Source organism: Croceicoccus sp., assembly GCF_983967925.1.
Window position 1 is genome coordinate 194,077 of the sequence record NZ_CFETID010000002.1, and the last position, 17,473, is coordinate 211,549.

At 64.4% G+C, this 17,473-nt stretch carries 13 protein-coding genes; 5 read left to right on the forward strand and 8 right to left on the reverse strand.

Annotated elements, in window-relative coordinates; all coding sequences use genetic code 11:
- Positions 1 to 25: 25 nt before the first annotated feature.
- The 8 genes from atzF to AC4FIJ_RS02175 all read right to left on the reverse strand — a co-directional run bounded on the left by atzF (position 26) and on the right by AC4FIJ_RS02175 (position 10,128).
- Positions 26 to 1,792 carry an allophanate hydrolase gene (gene atzF, locus AC4FIJ_RS02140; protein ID WP_490335087.1) on the reverse strand — a complete coding sequence of 589 codons (1,767 nt, stop codon included), beginning with the start codon at positions 1,790 to 1,792 and terminating at the stop codon, positions 26 to 28.
- A complete protein-coding gene (gene uca / locus AC4FIJ_RS02145) occupies positions 1,789 to 5,376 on the reverse strand; it encodes an urea carboxylase (protein WP_490335088.1) in 3,588 nt (1,195 codons plus the stop codon). Before uca ends, atzF begins: the two co-directional genes overlap by 4 nt.
- A complete protein-coding gene (locus AC4FIJ_RS02150; protein WP_490335089.1) occupies positions 5,373 to 6,008 on the reverse strand; it encodes an urea amidolyase associated protein UAAP2 in 636 nt (211 codons plus the stop codon). Before AC4FIJ_RS02150 ends, uca begins: the two co-directional genes overlap by 4 nt.
- 14 nt (positions 6,009 to 6,022) lie before the next feature.
- Positions 6,023 to 6,847, reverse strand: coding sequence for an urea amidolyase associated protein UAAP1 (locus AC4FIJ_RS02155; RefSeq protein ID WP_490335090.1), 825 nt, complete (start codon positions 6,845 to 6,847; stop codon positions 6,023 to 6,025).
- Positions 6,844 to 7,350, reverse strand: coding sequence for a CopG family ribbon-helix-helix protein (locus AC4FIJ_RS02160; protein ID WP_490335091.1), 507 nt, complete (start codon positions 7,348 to 7,350; stop codon positions 6,844 to 6,846). The genes AC4FIJ_RS02155 and AC4FIJ_RS02160 overlap by 4 nt, the downstream gene beginning before the upstream one ends.
- A 12-nt stretch (positions 7,351 to 7,362) precedes the next feature.
- Positions 7,363 to 8,163, reverse strand: a complete 801-nt coding sequence (locus AC4FIJ_RS02165) for an ABC transporter ATP-binding protein (protein WP_490335092.1) — start codon at positions 8,161 to 8,163, stop codon at positions 7,363 to 7,365.
- The gene (locus AC4FIJ_RS02170) at positions 8,160 to 8,975 is read right to left on the reverse strand and encodes an ABC transporter permease (RefSeq protein ID WP_490335093.1); all 816 of its coding nucleotides are present in this window, start codon (positions 8,973 to 8,975) and stop codon (positions 8,160 to 8,162) included. The genes AC4FIJ_RS02165 and AC4FIJ_RS02170 overlap by 4 nt, the downstream gene beginning before the upstream one ends.
- A gap of 67 nt (positions 8,976 to 9,042) precedes the next feature.
- Positions 9,043 to 10,128 (reverse strand): putative urea ABC transporter substrate-binding protein, encoded by a 1,086-nt coding sequence (locus AC4FIJ_RS02175; protein ID WP_490335094.1) that lies wholly within the window; start codon positions 10,126 to 10,128, stop codon positions 9,043 to 9,045.
- Positions 10,129 to 10,338: 210 nt separating this feature from the next.
- Between AC4FIJ_RS02175 and AC4FIJ_RS02180 the strand changes: the two genes are divergently transcribed.
- The 5 genes from AC4FIJ_RS02180 to AC4FIJ_RS02200 all read left to right on the forward strand — a co-directional run bounded on the left by AC4FIJ_RS02180 (position 10,339) and on the right by AC4FIJ_RS02200 (position 17,448).
- Positions 10,339 to 11,427, forward strand: coding sequence for an MBL fold metallo-hydrolase (locus tag AC4FIJ_RS02180; protein ID WP_490335095.1), 1,089 nt, complete (start codon positions 10,339 to 10,341; stop codon positions 11,425 to 11,427).
- A 16-nt stretch (positions 11,428 to 11,443) separates the two neighbouring features.
- Complete coding sequence (locus AC4FIJ_RS02185; protein ID WP_490335096.1) at positions 11,444 to 12,445, forward strand: MBL fold metallo-hydrolase; 1,002 nt, start codon at positions 11,444 to 11,446, stop codon at positions 12,443 to 12,445.
- Between the two features lie 30 nt (positions 12,446 to 12,475).
- Entirely contained in the window at positions 12,476 to 13,408 is a 933-nt protein-coding gene (locus AC4FIJ_RS02190; protein WP_490335097.1) for a Vgb family protein, read from the forward strand.
- A 383-nt stretch (positions 13,409 to 13,791) separates the two neighbouring features.
- Positions 13,792 to 14,787, forward strand: a complete 996-nt coding sequence (locus tag AC4FIJ_RS02195) for a sterol desaturase family protein (RefSeq protein ID WP_446154793.1) — start codon at positions 13,792 to 13,794, stop codon at positions 14,785 to 14,787.
- A gap of 192 nt (positions 14,788 to 14,979) precedes the next feature.
- The gene (locus AC4FIJ_RS02200) at positions 14,980 to 17,448 is read left to right on the forward strand and encodes a TonB-dependent receptor (protein ID WP_490335098.1); all 2,469 of its coding nucleotides are present in this window, start codon (positions 14,980 to 14,982) and stop codon (positions 17,446 to 17,448) included.
- Positions 17,449 to 17,473: the final 25 nt, after the last annotated feature.

Genomic DNA, 17,473 nt, shown 5'->3' on the forward strand with positions numbered 1-17,473 from the left:
GGTCATGAAGGCGGCGCGCCATCGTTCAGCTGCCCGCGATGAAGGCGCGCCATCCGCCCAGATGGGTGATGTCCTCGGCCCCCTCGGTCGCGCGCGGTTCGGACACGAAGCCCTTGACGCTGGACCCGTCGGACAGGGTCACCGTCCCGATGGCGAGCGGCGCGGGCACCTCGGCGGTGAAGCTGCCAAAGGATTCCATGTCGAGTTCATAGACCTCCACCTTGATCGCCGCGCCGTCCGCGGTGTGTACCAGCGCGGGCTTGGGCGGCGTGCTGTTGGCGATGGCGTAGAGGCGATAGTTCGGCGCCGTCTCGAACGCGCCGACGAATGTCGCATCGCGCGAGGTAAGCTGCCAGTGCAGCGGCATGTCCTTCAGATGCGCGCCCACGACGGCCAGTTTCACGCGTTCCATATTATCCTCCATATCGAGCGGGGGAAGCGCGGGCAGATCGGCCGCGTCCAGATAGGTTTCGGCCGCGTCCATCAGCGCGCGGTCGGTGTCGGCAGGGCCGATCAGCGTGATGCCAAAGCCCGTGCCATTGCCGCGCTGACCGGCAGGCACCGCGATCGCCGCCATGTCGAGCAGGTTCACGAAATTGGTATAGCGGCCCAGATTGCTGTTGAGGGCAACCGGAGAAGCCTGCAGTTCGCGCACGCGATAGGTCGTGCCCGTCGTCGGAAAGGCCAGCATGTCGATGCCGTCCCATAACCCGTCGGCTTGACGCTTCAGTTCGGCCAGGCGGTAGATGCCGTTCCACAGATCGACCGCCTTCATGTCCAGCCCCGCCTCGACGATGCCGCGGACCGTGGGGTCGATCGCATCGGGATCGCTCTTCAGCAGCGCCTCGACCGCGGCGGTGCGTTCGGCGACCCAAGGCCCGCCGTACAGCAATTGCGCGGCTTCGAGCAGCGGGTGGATGTCGATCTCGACGATCTCGGCATTCTGCGACAGGGCGGCGAGGGCGCGGTCGTAGAAATATTCCGCCTGCGTATCGCCAAAGAACACGCGCTGGTCGGGGCGCGGCACACCGATGCCCCTGGGAGTCAGCGCGGCATCGGCCAGCGGCTTCGACCACGGATCACCGGCATCGAAGGCGGCGATGCTCTCGTCCACGCGCCGCGCGTCGGCGATGCTGTCGGTAAACACGGTGATGCAATCGATGCTGCGGCAGGCGGGGACCAGACCGCGCGTGCTCCAGCGGCCTTTCGTCGGCTTGAAGCCGATCAGGTGCTGGAACGCCGCCGGCACCCGGCCCGATCCCGCCGTATCGGTGCCCAGCGCGAACGGGACAAGGCCCGCTGCGACGGCGACCGACGATCCCGAACTGGATCCCCCGCTGACGTAATCGCGGTTATAGACATTGCGCGGAATGCCATAAGGGCTGCGCACGCCGACAAGGCCGGTGGCAAACTGGTCGAGATTGGTCTTGCCGACGCAGATCGCGCCTGCGGCCTCCAGCCGTTCGATCACGCCTGCCGACTGGTCGGGGGAATAGGCAAAGGCAGGGCAGGCGGCTGTCGTCTCCAGCCCAGCAACGTCGATATTGTCCTTCACCGCATATGCCACGCCCGCCAGCGGCAGGGTTTCGCCAGCGGCAATGCGTGCATCGACCTTGCGCGCGGCCTCCAGCACGCCGTCGCGCGGCGCTCGGCTGATCCAGATCTGCGGCTGGATCGCATCATAGGCCTCGATCCGCGCCAGCGTATCCTCGGCGACGGCAAGCGCGCTGGTCCGGCCCGACGAAACCGCGTCGGCGATGGCGGTGACGCTCTGGCGATTGAGGTCGGTCATGCGCTGCGCCTCAGGGCCAGCATGGGCGTTCCGGGTTGCAGCGACTGCCGTTCCTGCATGTAGAGCGCCGACACCGTGCCGCTGGCGGGGCTTTCGAACGGGCATTCCATCTTCATGGACTCGATCACCGCAATGATGTCGCCTTCCTCTACCGCATCGCCCGGCTCGACCATCAGCTTCCACACGCTACCGCCGAAGGGTGCTTCGATCAGCTCGCTGCCTTCGGGCACTTCGACCGCCGCGACTTCCGCCGCGCCCGCGTCGGCATCGGCCAGATCGCCGATCCGGTCGAACTCGCCCGAGCGTTCCCATTCGGCGCGCTCTTCATCGAAAGCAGCCTGTCTTGTGGCTTCGAACGCGGCGATGCTTTCGGCGTTTTCCTTCAGGAAGGCGCGATAATCGGCGAGGCGGAATTCCGAATGCTCGACCTCGATCGAGCGGCGTCCATTCGGGAAATCGCGCCGCCAGTCGGCCAGCTCATCCGCGTCGACCTTGAAGAAGCGGATCTGGTCGAAGAAACGCAGCAGCCATGGCTTGCCGTCGACAAAGGCGTCGGTCTGGCGGTGCGTGTTCCACACCTGGATGGTGCGTCCGAACAGCTGGTAGCCGCCGGGACCTTCCATGCCATAGATGCACATATAGGCCCCGCCGATGCCGACCACGTTTGGCGGCGTCCACGTGCGGGCGGGGTTGTACTTTGTGGTGACCAGCCGGTGCCGCGGATCGACCGGGGTCGCCACCGGCGCGCCCAGATAGACGTCGCCCAGCCCCAGCACGAGATAGCTGGCATCGAAGATCAGGCTTTCGACTGCGTCGGCATCGCGCATGCCGTTGATGCGGCGGATGAATTCGATATTGTCGGGGCACCACGGCGCATCGTCGCGCACCGCGCCCATGTATTTCTCGATCGTCTCGATGGTCGCCGGATCGCGCCAACTGAGCGGCAGGTGCACGATGCGCGAGGGGATGCGGAAATCCTCGAGGTCGCCGAGCTTTTCCTCCGCCTCGATCAGCGCGGCCAATGCAGCCTTCTGGTCCAGCGCCTTGCCGTCGAAATGCAATTGCAGCGAGCGGATGCCCGGCACGATGTCGATCACGCCTGGCAGCTTCAGCCGCTCAAGCTCGGTCATCAAGGCGTGGACGCGAATGCGCAATTCGATGTCGAGGACGATCTCGCCATATTCGACGAGGATGTTGCGGTCGCCCTGCTGGCGATAGACCGCGCGCGGGCGGATGCCCTGCTGCGGGATCTCGGCCAGGATCGGCGACAGATCGGCGATATCGCGTGTGGCGTGATCACTGCCGAAACGGTCCAGCGGCGCCGCTGCCGCCTCCGCAGCATCCTCGGCGCTGACGGGCACAAAGCGCAGCCGGTCGTCGGGGGCCAATTGTCCGATCTTCCACCGATCCGCCGCGATCACCGTGAACGGGCAAACGAACCCGCCCAGCGAAGGGCCGTCGGGGCCGAGGATGATCGGCATGTCGCCGGTAAAGTCCACCGCGCCGATGGCATAGGGATTGTCGTGGATGTTCGACGGATGCAGCCCTGCTTCGCCGCCGTCCTTGCGCGCCCATTGCGGCTTTGGCCCGACAAGTCGCACGCCGGTGCGGTTGCTGTTGTAATGGACCTGCCATTCGGCTGCGACGAATTCGGCGATGTCGTCCGGCGTAAAGAAATCGGGCGCGCCGTGGGGGCCGTAGAGCACCCGCAGTTCCCAGCTTCGCCCGATCTCGGGGAGGGCCAGCGCCGCCGGTTCGGTCGCCGGTTCCTCCGCGCCAAGATGCAGCGTGTCGCCCGCCAGCAGCCGCCGCGCGGCATGGCCGCCGAACTGGCCCAGCGCAAAGGTGCTGCGGCTGTCCAGATAGGCCGCGATGTCCAGCCCGCCCGCGAACAAAATATAGCCGCGAACGCCGCCGCCTGCCGTCCGGCCCATCGCCAGCGTCTGCCCGGCCTCGACCGACAGCACCGTGCCGCGTTCCACCGGCTCGCCGTCCAGCTTCGCGCCGAAATCCGCGCCCGTCAGGCAGATGCGGGCCGGCGCGCTGAATTGCAGGGTCGGTCCGCTGACGGTGACCTCCAGCCCGGCCATGCCTTCCGGATTGCCCAGCATCAGATTGCCCAGACGGAACGAACGGTCGTCCATCGGCCCCGATGGCGGCACGCCCACGTCCCACAGGCCAAGCCGTCCCGGCCAGTCCTGCACCGTGGTCGCGGTGCCGCCGCTGGTCACGCGAATGCAGTTCGGCTGATAGTTCACGCTCTCCAGCAGCCGGGTCGATACCTCGCCGCTGCCGAATTTCTCATTGCGGACCACGTCGCGCAGCCAGCGCAGATTCGTCTCGATCCCGTCGATGCGGCTGACGTCCAGCGCGTCCTGCATCGCCGCGATCGCCTCGTCGCGCGTCGGGCGGTGGACGATCAGCTTGGCGATCATCGGATCGTACCAGCTGGTCACCTCATTACCCGCCATGCACCATGTCTCGACGCGGATGTCGGACGGGAAGTCGACCGCGGTCAGCGCGCCGACCGTGGGGCGATAGTCCAGCGCCGGATCCTCGGCATAGAGCCGCACCTGGATCGCATGGCCCTGCGCCGCCGGAGGCTCGCGGTCGAGGAAGGTGAAATCGCCCGCCGCGCCGCGGATCATCCATTGGACGAGGTCGACGCCCATGACTTCCTCGGTCACGCCGTGTTCGACCTGAAGGCGGGTGTTCATCTCGAGGAAGAAGAATTCCTCGCGCTCGGCATCGAACAGGAATTCGACCGTGCCCGCGGACAGGTAACGCGCCGCTTCGCCCAGACGCACAGCCGCGGCGATCAGCTCGGCGCGCTTGGCATCGGACAGGCGAGGGGCGGGGGCTTCCTCGACAACTTTCTGGTTGCGGCGCTGCAAGGAACAATCGCGTTCGCCCAGCGGCATGATGCGGCCTTGGCCGTCGCCGAAGATCTGCACCTCGATATGGCGCGCGCGGCCGATATAGCGTTCGAGGAAGACCCCCGCATCGCCGAAATTGCCCGCGCCAAGCCGCGCGACGACCGCGAAACCGTCGCGCACGGCGGCCTCGTCCTCGCAGATGCGCATGCCGATGCCGCCGCCGCCGGCCGTGGCCTTGAGCATGACCGGAAAGCCGATCTTGCGCGCCGCCTCGACCGCTTCCGCCTCGTCCGTCAGCAGGCCGGTGCCGGGGGCGAGGGGGACGCCGTGTTCCTCCGCCAGAGCGCGGGCGCTGTGCTTCAGGCCGAAGATGTTGATGTTTTCGGGCGTGGGGCCGACGAACACGATGCCGGCGGCCGCGCAGGCCTCGGCAAACTCGGTATTCTCGGCCAGAAAGCCGTAACCGGGATGGATCGCGCCCGCGCCGCTTTCCTTCGCGGCTGCAAGGATCGCGGGAATGTTGAGATAGCTTTCCGCCGCCGGGGCGGGGCCGATGCAGATCGCGCTGTCGGCCTCGGACACATGCAGCGATCCCGCATCCGCCTCGGAATAGACCGCGACCGAGCGAAGCCCCATGCGGCGCAGCGTGCGGATGATCCGGGTGGCGATGGCCCCCCGGTTCGCCACGAGAACGGTGTCAAAGCTCATGCGGTCACGATCATCCGGACAGGAGTGGGGTTGAAGGCGTTGCAGGGATTGTTGATCTGCGGGCAGTTGGACACCACCACGATCACGTCCATCTCGGCGCGCAGGTCGACGGTCAGGCCGGGGGCGGAAATGCCGTCGACGATGCCCAGCGACCCGTCTTCCTCGACCGGGACGTTCATGAAGAAATTGATGTTGGGCACCATGTCGCGCTTGCCCCGGCCTTCGGTGAGGTTAGCCTCCAGGAAATTCTCGACACAGGCGTGCTGCGCCTTGGTGTGGTGGCCGTAACGCAGCGTGTTGGATTCGCACGAACACGCGCCGCCGATGGTGTCGTGATATTCGACCGAGGTGTCGGTGATGGTCATCATCGGCCGCCCCTCGTTCGAGAGCAGCACCGATCCGGTCTTGAGGAACAGGTTCCCCTGCGCCGCGACCGTGTCCTGCGCACTGTAACGCTCGACATCGTCGGCGGCTGAATAGATCAGGAAATCGACGGCCTGATTGCCCTCCACATCCACGACGCGCAGGGTCTGGCCCTTGGCGACATGGTGCAGCCATGGTGCGCGGGCGGGCACGATCTCGTCATGCACGATGCTGCCGGAAAGGCCGGTAGTGGCCGGATCTGTGGTCATGTGTCGGCCCTTTCTCAGCGGCGGTAGTAGTCTTCGACATTCTCGAACGCGCGCAGCCCCTCGGGCGAGGCGTTGCGCGCGGCGTCGTCCTCCGGCGTGACCGGCCCGCGCCATGCGGTGGCGCGCAGGCGGGTGACGCTATAGTCATCGCGCGGATCCATCACGTGCGGGCAATTGGCGATCACGACGATCACGTCCATCTCGGCGCGCAGGATCACGCTGCGGCCAGAATCGAACGGGCCGACCTGCGGAATGATGGTGCCGTCCTTCTCGATCCGCGTGCCCTTGAACAGGTTGACGCAGGGGTGGACGTCGCGGCGCCGCAGCCCGTGCTTGGCCGAACCCAACAGCAAACGGTCGCGCCCGTTGGGAAAGGCCCCGCTGTTGCGGCCCTCGCCATATTTGGCGGTGTTGGTGGCCGCGTTGGAGGTGCCGCAGAACGTGTCATGCGTGCCCGCGTCGTCGTGCACGATGCTCATCAGCACGCGGCCCATGTCGGACAGCAGCAGCTTGTTTTCGCCCAGATAGGCGTTCCACTGGACCTTCACCGTGTCGGCGACGTTCAGCCGCTCGGTCGGCATGTCGGCGTTATAGATCAGCAGCGAGGCGCAGGCATCGCCCTCCAGATCGATCAGCCGCAGCCGCGATCCGCGCGACAGGCGCCGCGTGGCATAGCCGCCCGCCGCGATGGTCTCTTCCCACACCAGATCGTCCGCCGACACGCCCTTGGGCAGATCGTCCGCCACGGGGGGAAGCACCGGCATGGCCTCGGCCTTGGTGCCGGCCATGGCGCGGGCATGGTCGCGCGCCGCCATCGGATCGGCCAGATTGGTCGTCATGCGGTTTCCCTCTTCTTCGCAGCGCCCTTGGCCGCACCCTTGGCGGGCGGCTCTTCGCCTTCCAGCTCGTGCAGAGGCGGCAGCAGGGCGGTGGTGGTGACAAGTTGCAGCTGGTTCACGCCGCGAATGCCGCGCAGCGCGTCGCACAGTTCCTCGAGCCTGTTGGCAGGGCCCTGCACCAGCAGAACTTCCATCGACTGGTCGTCCTCAAGGAAGACATGCTGCGAGGAGATGACTTCCTTCAGGTAATCGGCCTGCGTCTCGGACAATTGCTGCCGCGCCTTGCCGCGATTGCCGCGATAGACCAGCGTCACCGTGCCCGCGAGCATGTCGTCGGGGCGCACGCGCGCCTCATGCTCGGCCAGCGCGTGGCGGATCAGTTCGGCGATCAATTGCGAGCGCGAAGGCAGGCCGCGTTCCTCGACCATCATGTCCAGCTGGCGGAACAGTTCGGCCGGCAGGCTCATGCTCAGGCGGGCAAGATTGGTGGGCTCTGAACTCATGCGAACGGTCTCTCAATTATTATGATTATTGTCAATCGTAATACTGCCCGCTGAAACCTCGGGCTCGGCATCGGCGGCTTTGGGCGTTTCCTTGCGGGTCAGTTCAAGATCGTAGACCGCCGTCGCGCCATAGCGGTGAGGCGCGTGCGGATCGTGCCGCCTTTTGTCGAGCGTCAGCACCCGCGTCCCCAGCGAGAACGCCTCCTTGATGTCGTGGGTGACCATGATCACGGTCAGCCGGTATTCGTTCCAGAGCTGCGTGATCAGCGCATGCATGTCGGTCCGGATGCCGGGATCGAGCGCGCCGAACGGCTCGTCCAGCAGCAATATGCGGGGCCGCTTGATCAGCGCCTGCGCGATGGCAAGCCGCTGCTGCATTCCCCCCGACATCTCGGCCGGATAAAGATGCATGCTGTGGTCCAGCCCGACATGGGCGAGCATCTCTTCCGCCTTCTCCCGCGCGGCGCGTTTCTGCGAACCGAACAGGCGCGAGGAGAAGGGCGCCTGCTTGCATTCCAGCCCGAACATCACATTGCCCAGCGCCGAGAGATGCGGAAACACCGAATAGCGCTGGAATACCACGCCGCGATCCGGCCCGCATTCGCCCGGCAGCGGCACGTCGTCGAGCAGGATCGAGCCGCGCGTGGGCGTTTCCTGCCCCAGTATCACGCGCAGCAGGCTGCTCTTGCCCGCGCCCGACGGGCCGATGATCGACACGAACGAGCCTTCCTCGATATCGAGGGAGACGTTCTCGAGCACGATCTTCTCGCCGTACTCGACCCAGATGTTGCGAAGGCTAAGCAGCGCGCTCAATGGTCGGCTCCATGGGCCCAGGGGAACAGGCGGTTGCTGGCCCAGGTGAGGGCAAGGTCCATAACCACCGCAAGCAGCGCGATCCACGCGACATAGGGCAGGATGATATCCATCGATAGGTAACGCCGGACGAGGAAAATGCGGTAGCCGAGCCCGATGTCGGCGGCGATGGCCTCGGCGGAAATCAGGAACACCCATGCGGGGCCAAGCGACAGGCGCACCGCCTGGATCAGCCGCGGCATGGCCTGCGGCAGGGCGACGCGGATCATCACCTGCCAGCTGCTGGCACCCAGCGTCTGCGCCTTGATGATCTGTTCGCGCGGCAGCGCCCCGATATGGGCGGCGATGTCGCGCATCATGAAGGGCGCGATGCCCACCACGATCAGCGCTACCTTGGCCGTTTCACCCAGCCCGAAGGCGATGAAGAGGATCGGCAGCAGCGCAATCGGCGGGATGACCGCAATGCCCGTCACCAGCGGGCCGAACGTGGCGCGCACCGGCGGCAATATCCCCAGCACCAGCCCGACCAGCAGTGCGGACAGCGTGGAGATCGCAAGCCCGATGCCCAGCCGCGTCAGGCTGGCCAGCGTATCGGCCCAGAACAGATATTCGCCCGAAAGCTGGTCCGGCTCGGTCACCAGCGAGGCCATCGCCTCGATCATGGCGCCGGGCAGGGGGAGGATCTTGTCGGCGGGATTGACCGCGTGCCGCGCCCCCGCGACCGCGAGATAAAGCACGATCAGCAGGATGATCGGGATCGCGCCCAACAGCATCCGGTTGCCGCGCCGCGGCCGGCGATTTACCCAGCGCATCGATCAGAACCCCCGCTTTGGGCGGCTGCGCGCATCGTGCCCGCAGCCGCCCCGATCATTGTGCCCGTCACAGGGCGCCTTCGGCGGCCATCTGCATGTAGGTGTCGTCGAACCTCAGCGTCACATTGTCCGGATCGCCCAGCACGGTGCCGCCGGGGAAGGACATGCCCACCGCATCGGCCGACCGCGCGCCCTGTCCGAACAGGCCCTGCGCAAAGCTGAAGTCGCGCACGCGCGTCATCGTCTCGACCAGGGCGGGCGAACGGGTCGCCTCGACCGCGGCGGCGGGGTCGGCATAGAGATAGGTGGTCGACAGCTGGTCATCGAACACGTCGGGCGTGGTGCCCGCCAGCTTGGCCATCGCCGCACGCGCCTCGCGCCCGGCTTCGCTGTCCTGCTGCATCAGGGCCATCGTTTCGTACCAGATCCCCGCCAGCGCCTTGCCGAGGTTCGGATTGGCCTTCAGCGTCGCGGTATCGACGACCAGCAGATCGATGATCTCGCCCGGAATATCGGCGGAGCTGAACACCAGATTGGTATTCGCCGTGTCCCTCATCGTCGCAAGCTGCGGGTTCCATGCCACCGCCGCGGTGATGTCGGGCGAGGAAAAGGCCCCCGCGATATCGGCATCCGACGTGTTGACGGTATTGACGGCTGTCAACGGCATGCCCTTGGTCTCAAGTCCCCGCGCGAGCAGGTAATGTGAGACCGAAAGCTCGACCAGATAGACGTCGCGGCCCTGGATCGCGGCCAGATCGTTCGAACCCTTCAGCAGGATCCCGTCATTGCCGTTCGAATAATCGCCGACGATGATCGCGGTGGTATCCTTGCCGCCAGCGGCGGGGATGGTCAGCGTATCCATGTTGGTGACGGTTACGCCGTCCAGCTTGCCTGCTGTGTACTGGTTCACCGACTCGACATAGTCGTTCACCTGCACGAAGTTGATTTCGATCCCGTACTTGTCGGCCCATTTCTTCACGATGCCGGCCTGCTGCGCATAGGGCCATGGCATCCATCCGGCATAGATCGACCAGCCGATGTTGAATTCGGTGCGCGGCTCCTGCTGCTCGCTTCCCGAAGGTGAGCAGGCAGCGATCAGCATCGCGCACAGCATCAGTGCAATTTTTCCCGCGTGGCGGACCCCCATGAGCATGATTCGAACTCCTTTCGCGGATGCAGCATTGCGCGAATTGGGCCGCTTGTCCATGAAGAATTATTACTGTTGATATGTTTTGTAATATCCGTAGGATGATCGTCGCGCGCACCGGAATCGCAAGGTTCCGGCGAGGCGCGACGTCTGGGAGGGCGTGCATCTAGGGCTATCGTTCACGGCTGCCTTCGGGCGGCGCATGGGGGGAGTGCGATGCCGCAAAACCAGACCTACCGACCGGAACTGTCCGGCAATCCGCAATCGTCCACCTCGCGCAGCTATCCCAACGGCAATCCGGAATTGCAGTATAACCGCCCCGGCGTGCGCAATACCGACAGTGCGGTGCCGCTGCATCCCGCCGCCCCCGTGATACACGACTATGCCAGCGACGGCCCTGCGCCCGGCAATATCGCCTTTCGCTGGGCATATGGATCGAACGTAGCGGCGAAGAACACCGACCCGCGCGTGCAGGTGATGCAGTATAACGAGGACAGCTTTATCCTGCGCCAGAACATGTGCGTGCATTGGGAAGCGCCGTTCACCTATCTGCTGTTCGGCAACAAGGGCGCGCTGCTGATAGACAATGGCGCAAGCGCCAACCCCGCGCATTACCCGCTGCGCGAGACGGTCGACGCGATCGTCGCACGCTGGGCCAAGGCGAGGGGGCGCACCCGCGTGCCGCTGACTCTGGTGATGACATCGGGCGAAGACCACGCGCAGACCAAGGGCCTTGCCCAGTTCGCGGGCCGCCCCGACACGACCATTGCGCCCACGCCGCTGGCCGCGATGCAGGAATTCCACGGCCTGCTGGGCAAGTGGCCCACCGGCACGTCCAGCATCGATCTGGGCGACCGCGTGATCCAGGTGATCCCGACGCCCGGCACGCACAAGGACGGGCTCAGCTTCTACGATCCCTATTGCGATTTCCTGTTCACCGGAGACCTGCTGTTTCCCGGAAAGATCAATATCGGGAACGACCGCGATTTCGTGGCCTCGCTCGAAAGGCTGAAGGCCTTTGCCGACGCCAATCCCGTCAAATATGTGATGGGCGGCCATATCGACATGATGTTCGTGCCGGGTCAGGCCTATCCGCGCTTCCGCAATTACCGGCCCTATGAACGCGTGCTGGAAATGGAACCGTCCCTGATCGCAGAGGCGCTGCAATATGCACGCGAGGTTCAGGGGAGGGACCTGATGCTGATCCGGCCCGACTTCATCCTGCTGAACGGCGTCAGCCCCGATCAGCGAACCAATGTGTGGCCCGCCGACGTGCCGCAGATCCGCCCGCCGCATCCGTTCTGAACTGGGGGACACATTCATGGACCGCCGCATGTTTCTTGCCTGCAATGCCGTCGCCGCAATCCCGCTGTCGGGCGCGGGCGTGGCCTATGCCCAGTCGCGCGCCGGCAATGGCCCGCCGATCGATTTCACCAGCAACCTGCCCGCCGCCGGCAGCTTTCCCGACAGATGGATCTTCGGGTCGGAATCCTGCATGGATAACACCGACCCGCCGTGGCAGGTGCATTGGTACAACGACCACACCGCGATCCTGCGCCAGAACAAGGCTTACAGCTACGAAGCGCCCTTCGCCCCGCTCTATTTCGGGAACGACCGGATCCTGCTGCTGGACGAGGGTTTCGTGCAGCTGCGCAACGACTGCGACCTGCGCGGCATCGTCGATGCGACTATCGACGAATGGTGCGAGCGCAATGACAAGAACCCCGAACGTATGGAACTGCTGGTCGCGTTCAGCCATCTGCATGCCGACCATTATGCGGCGGTCAACCAGTTCGCCGAACGGCCCAACACCCGCTACATGGGCCTGACGCATGAGGAGATGGTCGGCTTCTGGGGTATGACCAATTTTCCCGAGGAACGCGTGTCGCTCGACCTTGGCGGGCGCGAGATCCTGATCTGGGGGTCGCCCGGCCATGTTGTGTCGGAATTCGCCTATTACGACAGCTACACCCAGATCCTCTATACCGGCGACATGTTCTATCGCGGTCGCTGCTACATCAGTTTCTGGGAGCCGTGGTTCGACAGCATGCAGCGGCTGATCGATTTCGTGGACACCCATCCCGTCACCCATGTGATGGGCTGCCATGTCGAGATCAGCAAGGACGACGAGGACTATCCCTACGGCCTCACCTACCAGCCGAACGAGGCGCCCGTGCAGATGACGGTGCAGCAATTGCGCGACACGTTCGAATTCGCGAAGACGGTCACCGAACCGGGCATCTATTTCACCGGCACGGTCTTCCTATGCAACCAGACGCGCAGCATGACCACCATCGACAAATACCCCTATCGCTACAGCTGAGCCCGCCGGGCCCAACCAAGGAGCATGCGCATGAAGAAGACTGTCGCAGCGGCACTCGCATCGGCCGCCATCCTGTCATCGGTATCGGCAAGTGCATCCGAACTGGTCGAGCAGGAGTTCAGCGTTCCCGGTTTCGCCGACTTCCTCGCGATCGATGGCGACACGGTCTGGACCACCAACGACGGCCGGGTCGAGCAATGGTCGACCGAAGGCAAGCTGGCCGCAACCCCGATGCCGCGCCCCTGCGGGACCATGGCGGTCGGCTATGGATCGCTGTGGGTGGCCAATTGCCCCGACGCCAATCTCTACCGCATCGACCTCGACACCGCCGAGGTGCAGACGATCATCGAAACCGGCATCGCCAATCCAAAGGGCGAAACCAATGTGGTCGAGGGGGCGGGATCGATCTGGGTCCCCAGCGCCGCCACCGGCCAGATCGCGCGCATCGATCCGGCCAGCAACACGGTCATCGCCAGCGTCACGGTCGATCCGGGCACGTTCTACCTCGCCTATGGGTTCGACGCGCTCTGGGCCGTCAGCAGCGATGGGCAGACCCTGCAGAAGATCGATCCCGCCACCAATGAAGTTGTCGGCAAGGTATCGCTGGGCAAGCAGCCGGGCTTCCTCGCCGCAGGCGAAGGCGGGGTGTGGGTGCAGGAACAGGGCGACGGCACCGTCGCAAGGGTCGATCCCGAAACGATGGAGCTGGTCGGCCGGATAAAGGTCGGCGAGAACCTGATCTATGGCGATATCGACGTCGGCGGCGGCGCGGTCTGGCTGCGTACCACCGACGACCAGACTTTCGCCAAGATCGATCCCGCGACCATGCAGGTCGTCACGCGCGCAGGCGCGGCGGCTGGCAGCGGCGCGCTGCGCTATACCGATGCGGGCATCTGGACGTCGGCGCATGACAACCAAACCCTGTCATGGTGGTCCGAACCTGCCGCTGCCGCGGAGGAGTGACCGCACCCCTCAGACCGAAGACAGGAAACACCCGGGCCAATGTCCGGGTGTTTTCGTTTGAGGGTCCGGCGGCTGGGGAGGGGGAAGGATATAATCTTCCCGCGATTCGCCCCGCTAGGCGGGTAATGTTGCAGCATTGCTACTATCGATGCGCCCGAAATGCCCTGTTGCCCCGGTCCCGTATCACACGCAAAACAGCGAAAATCCTTGCGGTGCAGACATTTGTTGCCGGACAACGCAGTTGCAGCATTGCTGATTTAATACGCTTGACGCTTTTGGTAATATCTATACCTTGTCTCTCGTCGCATTAAAGAACGACGCAAAGCCACTGGGCAGAGGAATTTCGACATTGGGCCGTTCGCGGCCCGATAAGGAGGTTTTCTATGCACCAGCCGCAAGATGGCAGCACGCATCGTTCCTCTGCTTCGCAGGCGGATCCCGCCGCGCAGGCAGCATCGGATGCAGCGCCCGGCGCGAAGGTGCGGACGACGATCGTCAACCTGATCCCGCCCTTCACCCTTGCCGCCGTCGTCGCCTTCTGGGGTTTCGCCCCCGACGCCTGGGTAGAGGCACCCTATACGCTCGTCATCGTCGCCGTCGCGATCATGGCGTGGATCCAGGGCCTCGAATTCCTGTTCGAACGGCACGAAGGCTGGCGCATCAACCGCCGCGAATTCGCGACCGACGTCTTCTACACCGTGCTGATGTACACCGTGGTCGGCTGGACCGCGACCAAGATCGCGGACGAGCCGCTGATGGCGCTGAAGGAACGGCTTGGCATCGCCACGCCGTGGCTGATGGAACTGCCCTTCGTGGTGCAGGCGCTGATGGTGATCATGCTGGTCGAATTCGGCCAGTATTGGATGCATCGCCTGATGCACAACGTGTATCCGCTGTGGCTGACCCACGCGCCGCACCACCACGTAACACAGCTCAACGCGCTGAAAGGCGCGGTCGGCAACCCGATCGAGCTGGTGCTGATCAGCCTCAGCGTCGTCGCGCTGTTCGATTTCAGCCTGGCCGCGATCTTCTGCGCGATCAACATGGGCGGCGTCATCTCGGGCTTTGCCCATGCCAATGTCCGGTCGAACCCGCCGCTGTTCTACTCATTCCTGTTCACCACGATCCGGCATCACAGCCTGCATCACACGGCGCTCAGCTATGAGGATACGCGCTGCAACTATGGCAATTCGATCATCGTTTTCGACCGCATCTTCGGCACCTATCGCGACGGCGAATCTGCCATCGTCGGGCAGGACGACCGCAGGCGTCTGTCGATCTACGAACAATTCATGTTTCCCTTCCAGCCCGTGATCGACCGTTTCAAGGCCGGCCGCGACGAAGGCGGGAAGGACAAGTCAACACCCTCGGCGGGTTGAACCCCGCCGGGCCGCAGGAAGAGTACCGGATCGCACAGCCCGGCCAATGGACAGGCGGGCAGCACGGCGGGCACGGGCACAAGCCGCAAAAGCGGCAGCACGGGCGAACGCAAGGTCCTGAAATCGAAGGAATACCAGCTTTGACCCCGCGTCAGGGCGCGGGGAAGTTTTAACCCAATGAGGGGGTAACAGATGAATTATTGCGCGAAACTACGCTTGGGTCTTCTTTCTGCGACAATGCTGACGGGCGGTGCCTTCGCAACCCAGGCGGCCGCGCAGGACGCCATGGATGCGCCGACCGAAACCGCGATGATCGAGGACGAGAACGCGATCATCGTCACCGGCACCCGCCGCAGCACGACCATCCAGGACACGCCCATCAACATCTCGGCCATCGGCGCGGAGGAAATCGCGGCGCAGCGCATGCAGGACGTGCGCGACATCGCCGACTTCACGCCGGGCATGACCGTGCTCGACACCGGTCCGGGATCGACCGGCGACATCGTGCTGCGCGGTCTCAGCGCCAGCGACACCGACGATTTCGGGTCGAACTACAACAGCTCGCTCGGCGTCTACATGGGCGAGGTCCCGCTCTACTTCGACTTCAAGCTGCTCGATCTCGAGCGTGTGGAGACGCTGCTCGGACCGCAGGGCACGCTCTATGGCCTCGGCACGCTGTCGGGTGCGATCCGCTATATCCCCAACCGCCCCAACACCGACGTGATCGAGGGCGAGGTCCACGGCCGCGGCTATGCCATGTCGCACAGCGACGATTTCGGTTATCAGGGCGACTTCACCCTCAACATTCCGATCGTGCGCGACCACATCGCCTTCCGCACGGCGACCGGCTATTATTCCGAAGCCGGCTTCATCGATTATCCGCTCATCGTGCAGGAACCGGGCATCTCGCTGCCGCAGCCCAGCGGCCCCGATGTCGTCAACCGCGAGGATTATGGCGCCAATCTGCGTCGGGCAAAGGATCTCAACTATGAGAAGACCTTCACCAGCCGCAACCAGCTTCTGCTTCAGACCAGCGAGGATCTGAAACTCTTCCTGACCTATGCCTATCAGGAGACGAAGACGGGCGGCGCGCAGGCCAACAGCAATGGCGTGCTGGGCACCGGCCTCTACGAAAACGCCAGCCGCTTCGAAGAGCCGACCACCCGCGAAGCCCATCTGGCGGCCGCGGAAGTCAACGCCAATATCGCCGATATCTTCGACGTTGTCGCGACCGGCGCCTATACCGAGGTCAACACCGAAGCCATCGGCGACGTGACCGACCTGCTGCTCGACCTCGACTATGGCTACGAACTCTATCCCGCTTTCTCGGCCTGGAACGAGTCCGATACCAAGCGCGAGCAGGTCAATGCCGAGATCCGTTTCGTGTCCACCCACGGCGGACCGCTGAGCTGGGTGCTGGGCGGCTTCTACAACGAGAACAAGTACCAGAGCGACTATGCCGAGCGCACGCCCAACCATCCGTGGGGCGATCCGGAAACCAATCCGGAATATCTGGAATATGTCAGCTACATCACCTCGAAGGTGACCGAAAAGGCGATCTTCGGCGAAGCCACCATTCGGCCCATCGATATCTTCCAGATCACCGGCGGAGCGCGCTATTTCGACTATACGTCGGAAATCGCGGGTGCGGCGGCACTGCCGCTGCTGGGCGATCCGCTCAGCCCGTATGACCTGCCGGCCAATGGCGGTGAGGGCGGTCAGGACGGTTGGGTTTGGAAGTTCAACAGCTCGATCGACATCACGCCCGACCTTATGCTCTATGGCACCTACTCCAAGGGCTATCGCATCGGCGGCCCGAACCGGGTGGCGCCTTGCGATCCCAGCATTCCGCAGGACCCGTCCCAGTATGACGGTCCGCAGGTTATCTGCGCACTGCCGAACGAGATCCAGTACGGTCCCGACACGACCAAGAATATCGAGATCGGCATCCGCAGCCAGCTGTTCGACCGGATGCTGACGCTGAACTTCAACGTGTTCAAGATCGACTGGGAAGGTCTGCAGGTCGCATCGGCCACCACCTATGGCGTGACCGGCATCACCGTGAACGCGGGCGCGGCGGAATCGAAGGGCTTTGAAGGATCGTTCCAGTTCCGCCCGATCCCCGAGCTGTCGATTCAGGGCACCTATTCCTACACCGATGCCGAGCTGACCGAGGACGTGGACTCGAACGGCGACGGCGTGGTCGACTCGCTGGACGGCCTTATCCCGGTCAACGATCCTCCGGGCGTCTATCCCAGCTCGCCGATCAAGCTGATCGCGCGTGACGGGGACCGGCTGCCGGGTTCGCCCCGGAACTCGGGCACGCTTGGGGCGACCTATATCATGCCGATGGGCGAGGGCGATATCCGGGCGAACTGGACCGCGGTCTATCGCGGCAATGTCGTCACCCGCCTCGGTTGGGACCGCGCCTATGGCGACAAGCTGCCCAGCTTCGTCACCCACCGCGCCACGATCGGCTATGAAACCGACGTGTTCAGCGTGAACCTGTTCGCGGACAATATCTTCGACAATTACGCCGTGGTGTCGGTCGCCAACGACCGTTCGCGCATCGGCCTGAACGACGGCGTGCAATTACGCTATTACCGCAATGTCGTGCTCAACCCGCGCACCGTGGGTGTCGAGGGCCGTTTCCGCTTCTGATCTGAATGTCGTGGAGGAAGAGGCC